Consider the following 5586-nt stretch of genomic DNA (forward strand, 5'->3'; position numbering starts at 1 on the left):
GTATAAGAGACAGGGTGGGTTCTCTCCCTCCCGTACTTGAAAAGAGCCGCAGGAATACCGACCGACGGAAAACCGTCTCCCGGTGAACCGACCACCGGTGACCGGTACGCCGGGTTCGGCGGCAAGCCTCCCCCGGTGCTCCCTCCACCCGTGTCCACCGGTCTGCCGACACCTCTGTCGACGACTCTGTCGACGACTCTGCCGACAACAAGGTCCGGGCCCGATCCGGCACACCCCCGGAAGGTCGGGCGGCGGCCCCTACTCGCCGGGCACCGCCCGATAGGAACGGGTGATGACCTCCCGGAACGACAGGTGGCCCGGGTGGGAGCGCAGGTGGGTGAGCATCCACCGTGAGGCCGTCCCGCCCTCGGGGCCCGCCGGCCCGGACGCGCCGCACACCGCGCACCGGGCGGAGAAGAGCAGCGGTTCGGCGTCGGGCCCCTCGTCCGGCTCGATCGAGTACCCCCGCCGGGAACGGTGGGCCGGTCCTCCGGTCTCCCGGTCCCCGGCGTCGGCCCGAGGTCCGGGACGCGGATTCGACGGTGAGGTCACTCCCGGGGACGCCTCCGGCCCGCAGGGCGTCCTGCCACAGCTGTACAGCGGCTCCCCCGAGCCGTCCCGCCCCGCCTCGTACCCGGGCTGCACCAGTTCGCCGCACCAGGCGCAGCGGCGCAGGCCCCGTACGGGTTCGGAGAGGAGGGGCAGGAACGACGGCCGCCGTCGGGTTCCCGGCGGCGGACCCGGCTTCCCGGCCTCTCCTCTTTCCCCGCGTCCCCCGCTTCCTCCGCTTCTCCCGCTTCCCTCGCCGGCACCGCTGTTCGTCCCCCCGCCGTCCTCCGCGTTTCCGCGGCCTCCCCCGACTTCCGATCCGTTTCCGTCCCGCCGTCCGTTGCGGGCTTCCCCCTCGAAACCCGGACAGGTCCTCATCAGTGAACCCCCTTCGGTCGCCCCACACCCCGTGACACCTTGAGTACACACGACGCTACGCTGTGCCATCAATGATCCGTGAGCTCCCAACGCGTTCAACGGGGTTTACGGCTCCTCACCGGAGTGGGAGGACAGGTGGCTCGACCGCGCGCCCGCAACGAAGCGCTGGTGGACGCCCTTCGGGAGGCGGGACTGACCTATGCCCGCCTGGCGTCCGAGGTGCGGGCCGTGGCCAGGACGGCGGGTGAGGAACTGCGGACCAACAAGAGTGCCGTGGCGCACTGGGTGGGTGGTGCGGAGCCGCACCCCCGCACGACCCTGTATGTCACCGAGGCCGTCTCCCGCGCACTCGGACGAGAGGTGTCACCCTCCGAACTCGGTTTCGAGGAGCCGGGAGGCGAGGATCGATCCCGGGTATCGCTCGGCATGTGCCCGGGAGCCGATCCCGTGGAAGTGCTACGACTCATCGGGGAGGCCGACATCCATCGCAGGCGTTTGCTCACCAACGCGGCCTACAGCGTCGCGGCGGCCGGTCTCCCCCTCGGGGTCGAGCAGGCCATCCCCGGTCAGCGCCGGGGGGATTCCGGGGATTTCCACGCCGGTCGCTCCGAGATCGAGGCGGTCCGGGAGATGACACGGCTGTTCACCCGGATCGACGAACGACACGGCGGGCAGCACGGCCGCACGGCGGTGGTGCAGTACCTGACCACCGACGTGGCCCGGTTGTGCCGCGCCTCCTTCGCCCGGGAGGCCGACCGCGCGGCCATGCTCGGGGCCGCCGCCGAGGTCGCCTACCTGTGCGGCTGGAAGGCCTACGACGCCGGGGAACACGGACTGGCCCAGCGCTACCAACTCCAGGCGTACGAACTGACCAGGGAGGCGGGCGACGAGGCGCACCAGGCCTTCGTGCTGCGCATCCTCGCCCACAACGGCATGGACGTCCGACGGCCGGAGCACACCCTCGACCTGGCGGAGGCGGCGCTGTCCCGGGTCCGGGGGCGGGTCGGGCCGGCGACCGAGGCACTGTTCGTGGTCACCCTGGCCAGGGCCCTGGCGAACGCGGGTCGATCGGCCGAGGCGGCCCGTCGGTTGCGGGTCGCGCAGGATCTGGTGCTGCGCGGGGATGAGGCCGAACTGCCGCACTGGGCGGCGCTGTGGGGGAGCGCCCGGGCGTGCGTGTCCAGTCACGCCGCCAAGACCGTGCGCGGGATGGGGGACCACGTGGCCGCCGAGCGCCACTACGCCGCCGCCGCACGCTCGCGCCCCGGACCGGAGTACCAGCGGATCACCGCCCTGACCCTCGCCGCGCAGGGCGGCGAGCAGGCCGCGATGGGACATCTGGAGCAGGCGTGCGGGACCTGGGGGCGCGCGCTGGAGCTGTTGGACGGGGTGCGTTCGGCCCGCGCGGTGGACGCCGTGGACGGGATGCGGCGCGCCCTCGCGCCGCTGCGCGGTCGGGGTGCGCGGGTTGCCGAGGAGTTGGACGAGCGCGCCCGCGCGTGGCGCGCGGCGCACGTGTGAGAGACGCCCCGGGGAACGGTCCGGTGGGGCCGCCGCCCTCCGCCGGGCCGTTCCCCCGTCCGGGTGCGGCATCGTCGTCGGGCCACTCGACCGGACGGGATCGGGACGTTATTCCGTGTCGGCTGTCGGTGGCGGAGCGTACGGTGGAACCGTGATCGTCGAACTGTCCCCGCTGCCGACCCCTCTCCCCCACCGCGACGAAGTGAACGCCCGTATCCGCCTGTTGATGGAACAGCCGGCGGGTGTGGAGCGCACCCGGGAGTACGCGCGGCTGCTCACGCTGTGGGCGGCCGCCGGGCGGCCGGAGCTGGTCACCGCCGCCTGACGAGCGGTTCGGAGGCCCGGTCCGGTCCGCCCGGTTCCTCCCCCTCGGTGACGCCGGGTTCCCGTGACGGTCCGGCCCCGCTTCGCCCACCGAACGGGCACCTCCCCGCCGGGGGACGGGCGATCGGGGGCTCTCCGGTGGGGCGGGCCCCGGGACGCGGGTCACGGGGAGGCCACCGGGCGCCGGGGTCGGTCGATGCCCGTCCCCGTTCATCCCCCGGGTGTTCCGATGTTCCGGGGCACACCGCAGCCGGGGTCGGGGCAGCGGGCGCCGGGGTGGTCGGTCACCGTCGGGGCGGCGCGCGCCGGTGTGCGTCGGGGCGTTCCCGTCCCCGCCCGGGCTTCCCGGCGCTCCTCGTGCGACGGACCGTCGCCGAGGGTCGAATGAGAGGTGCGCGGGGAGTGCCCGGAGCCGGATTCGAACCAGAACCGGACAACTTCCTGACCTGCGGCGATGCAGTGACCTGCATGTTCGATCTACGTTCGAGCACGTTTCGGCCCGTTCCAGACGCTCAGACCCGAGTTTTTGTTCCCACGGGAACAGCTTCGGTGGTGCCGCGAGGCCACGGGAGGGCTCAGCGGATGTCCGCAGCGCGTTCGTTCAGTTCCTCAGCCGCGGGCAGTCCGCGCAGACGGGTGAGGCGGGCGCGCATGTCGGTGAGGGCGTCGGTCACCTTCACGGATCGGAGGCCGTCGGCGCAGTCCAGGAATTTCTCCCAGGCCGCCAGGGCGGCATCGGTGTTGCCCTGGCGCAGGTGCAGGGCGCCGAGGTCGGCCAAGACGATGGCGCGGGTGCGGCGGCGGTCCAGGCCATGGATGTCGAGGGCGAGGTGGAGGTGTTCCTCGGCGGCCTCCGGGTCGCCGAGTCGGGCCAGGATCATCCCGGATTCGTGGGCCCAGCGGCCGGGGCTGTAGTGGGCGGCCCACGAGGTTCCCGCGGTCGCGGGTGAGCGTTCGATGGCGGTGGCGGAAGCGGTCAGTGCGCTGGTGGCCGTGGTGCGGTCTCCGTCCAGCGCGGCGGCGTTGGCCAGGGTGGCCTGGTAGTAGGCGGTGGCGCGGGGATCGTCGAGTGTCCTGGCCTGTTCCACACACGCCTCGGACAGCCGCACCGCTGCGGCACGGTGGCCGAGGTCGATGGCCTGGACGGCCATGCCCCGCAGCGCGGTGGCGGCGACCTCGGCATGCCCGGCCTCGGCGGCCAGGCGGTAGGAGTGCGCGTAGTACCGCTGCGCCAACCCCTGGTGCCCCTCGTCTCCGGCCATCCATCCGACCAGATGGGCCAGCTCGGCCGCCGCGGTGAACAGTTCCCGCCCCGTCGACGCGGTGTAGGTCCCCTCCAGCCAGCCGGCGACATCCTCGCCGAGGTACCGCACGGCCAGATGGCGGACGTGACCACCGCCGAGTTCGGCGGCGGCGTCCCCCAGCGCCTTGGTCATGTTGCGGATCGCCGCGACTTCGCCGCGGCCGACGCCGACCGGACCGGACCGGTCGTCGACTCGACGGATGATGGCGTCCAGGTCGGGCAGTGCCAGCGCGGCGAGCGCGTAGGCGCTGGAAGCCTGCACGAAAGCCCGTCGGTCCACGTCACTCCTTGCCAACTCGACGATCGAGGCCACGGTATCGCCGGTGCCACCGGTGCCACCGGCTGTTGGGGCAACGGGCACGGCCGCCGCCTTCTCCAGATCCAGGACCCGGAGGATCCACGGCAGCCAGTAGTCCGGCACGCGCCGCCCGCGTTCCCATCGGTACACCGATCCGCGGTCCAGGCCGCTCGGCCCGCGTCCTTCGGCGACTCCGAGCTGCCGGGCCAATGTGGCCTGGCTCCATCCCCGCCGAACACGTGCCTCCCGGATCAGTGCGCCGATGGCGAGATCACCCCTCGGCATACAGGTGCCCCCCTCTCCGACGGTTGAGCGGCCCGCCGGCATACACGGGCCGACAGCCGGCCTACAGCCTGGCAGCTCCTCACGGTGGGTGTCTGCCTGTTGACTCGATCTCGGTCCGGGATGCGCCGGCGCCGGCGCCGGCGAAGTGGCGGAACCCCCGGCGGCCGACGTGTCCGAACGGACCACCGACACCCAGCGCACACCAGGAGGAGACCATGCGGAACACCACCGACGCGGCGCCCACCGCCGGTCCGGAGACCGGCAACCGGCACACCGACGGCTTGGTCCGTGCCCGCCGGCGGATCACCGCCGCCCGGGGCCGGGACACCGCGATGTCCGACGGCGGCGGCACCGGTCGCACCGACGGCAACGACTGACCGGAGCCACCCTGCGATGACGACCCCGTCGCTCGCGGAGCACCTGGGGGAGGACTTCCTCCCCCAGGTGCTGCACCGCACCTACCGCCACGTTCCCGGCGCCCTTCCCGGGGCCGCCGAGCTGATCACCTTCGACACCATCAACGACCTGATCGCCACTCACCGGCTGGAGCCACCCCGACTGCGGCTGTCCGCCGATGGCGAGATGCTGCCCCAGCACCGGTACGCCATCGCCCGGGTCACCCGACGCCACACCGTCTGGCACCAGATCCACCCCGCCGAGCTCCACGCCCGCCTCACGGAAGGGGCTTCCCTGGTCCTCGACGCCGTGGACGAGCTCCACCGGCCCGTCGGGGAGTTGGCCGAGCACCTGGAGGGCTGGCTGCGCACTCATGTGCAGGTCAACCTCTACGCCTCCTGGACCGGGAGGGAGGGCTTCGGTGTCCACTGGGACGACCACGATGTCATCGTGGTCCAGCTCCAGGGCGCCAAACGGTGGACGCTCTACGGACCCACCCGGACCGCACCGCTGTACCAGGACACCGCCGCCC

The 5586-nt window shown here is 72.7% G+C and carries 6 protein-coding genes; 4 read left to right on the plus strand and 2 right to left on the minus strand.

Annotation, left to right across the window (positions count from 1 at the left end):
* Positions 1-258: 258 nt before the first annotated feature.
* On the minus strand, positions 259-645 hold the full coding sequence (locus FOE67_RS28680) for a DUF7848 domain-containing protein (protein ID WP_194444292.1): 387 nt from the start codon (positions 643-645) through the stop codon (positions 259-261).
* Between the two features lie 417 nt (positions 646-1062).
* On the opposite strand from FOE67_RS28680, the gene FOE67_RS15000 reads away from it, so the two are divergent.
* Positions 1063-2448, plus strand: coding sequence for an NsdA family TPR-like regulatory protein (locus FOE67_RS15000; RefSeq protein WP_182664496.1), 1386 nt, complete (start codon positions 1063-1065; stop codon positions 2446-2448).
* Positions 2449-2599: 151 nt separating this feature from the next.
* Positions 2600-2773: a hypothetical protein gene (locus FOE67_RS15005; protein ID WP_182664498.1), complete on the plus strand. Its 174-nt coding sequence runs from the start codon at positions 2600-2602 to the stop codon at positions 2771-2773.
* A gap of 574 nt (positions 2774-3347) precedes the next feature.
* Here FOE67_RS15005 and FOE67_RS15010 read toward each other — a convergent pair.
* A complete protein-coding gene (locus tag FOE67_RS15010) occupies positions 3348-4658 on the minus strand; it encodes a helix-turn-helix domain-containing protein (protein ID WP_182664499.1) in 1311 nt (436 codons plus the stop codon).
* Between the two features lie 215 nt (positions 4659-4873).
* Between FOE67_RS15010 and FOE67_RS15015 the strand changes: the two genes are divergently transcribed.
* Positions 4874-5035, plus strand: coding sequence for a hypothetical protein (locus tag FOE67_RS15015; RefSeq protein WP_182664501.1), 162 nt, complete (start codon positions 4874-4876; stop codon positions 5033-5035).
* Between the two features lie 16 nt (positions 5036-5051).
* A partial coding sequence (locus tag FOE67_RS15020; RefSeq protein ID WP_228473908.1) for a JmjC domain-containing protein occupies positions 5052-5586 on the plus strand: 535 nt, incomplete at its 3' end.

The sequence above is a fragment of the Streptomyces calidiresistens genome (assembly GCF_014141525.1).
GTDB classification, from domain to species: domain Bacteria; phylum Actinomycetota; class Actinomycetes; order Streptomycetales; family Streptomycetaceae; genus Streptomyces; species Streptomyces calidiresistens.